Source organism: Kytococcus schroeteri (assembly GCF_042433515.1).
Taxonomy (GTDB): Bacteria; Actinomycetota; Actinomycetes; order Actinomycetales; family Dermatophilaceae; genus Kytococcus; species Kytococcus schroeteri.
Genome location: NZ_JBHLVH010000011.1, coordinates 106,355 through 106,986, shown reverse-complemented (window position 1 = coordinate 106,986; position 632 = coordinate 106,355). Strand labels below are relative to the sequence as shown.

The following is a 632-nucleotide window of genomic DNA, read 5'->3' as shown; positions in this document are numbered from 1 at the left end:
CCGGCGGCCCTCGGCCCCGCAGTGCCGGCCGAACGCGTCGTCATCGCCCGCGACCACCCGGCATTCCAGCACCGCCCGGTCAGCCTCCACGCGCTGGCCAACCGCAACGAGACCAAGCTCGTCCAGGCGGGCGAAGGTCGTCAGATCAGGGGCATCAAAGGTAAGTTCACGCACGTCGAGGTCTTCTGGTCGGGTCGGTGTAGGAACCCCCATCATCAGGGGACCTCGACCCCTACCTCGACCCGGTCACACCACCACTGCTACACCCTCAGATCGGAAGAGCCGCGAATGCCTGCCGCGTGGACGATCGAGTCCTACTGCACCGACCCCGCCGCCGAGGGCTGGGACGGCAGCGACTTCTACCACCCCGGCGACACGATCAACATGATCGTCACCCAACGCGTCGCTGACACCCTCACAACAGCCGGGGTCAACGTCGTGCTGGAGGAAGTCGGACGCCACCCCCGCCCCGTCTGGGACACCGAGGAGTGCGACAACCAGGCCGAGGCATGGCGACAGCGCATGGGCGTCGACTTCGCCGACTGGCCCGACCCCGGCTGCTGCCCCGAGCTCCTGCGCCCAGCCACCACCTGATCGACCCACACACCGCAGACGGAAACGCCCGAGATGCG

At 68.2% G+C, this 632-nt stretch carries 1 protein-coding gene and 1 pseudogene; one reads left to right on the top strand and one right to left on the bottom strand.

Translation table 11 applies throughout. From position 1 onward, the window contains the following. A pseudogene (locus ACFFHC_RS05210) lies at nt 1–213 on the bottom strand (hypothetical protein); the annotation flags it as partial. Between the two features lie 75 nt (nt 214–288). Here ACFFHC_RS05210 and ACFFHC_RS05205 point away from each other — a divergent pair. Further along, the gene (locus ACFFHC_RS05205) at nt 289–594 is read left to right on the top strand and encodes a hypothetical protein (RefSeq protein WP_379803567.1); all 306 of its coding nucleotides are present in this window, start codon (nt 289–291) and stop codon (nt 592–594) included. Nucleotides 595–632 lie beyond the last annotated feature (38 nt).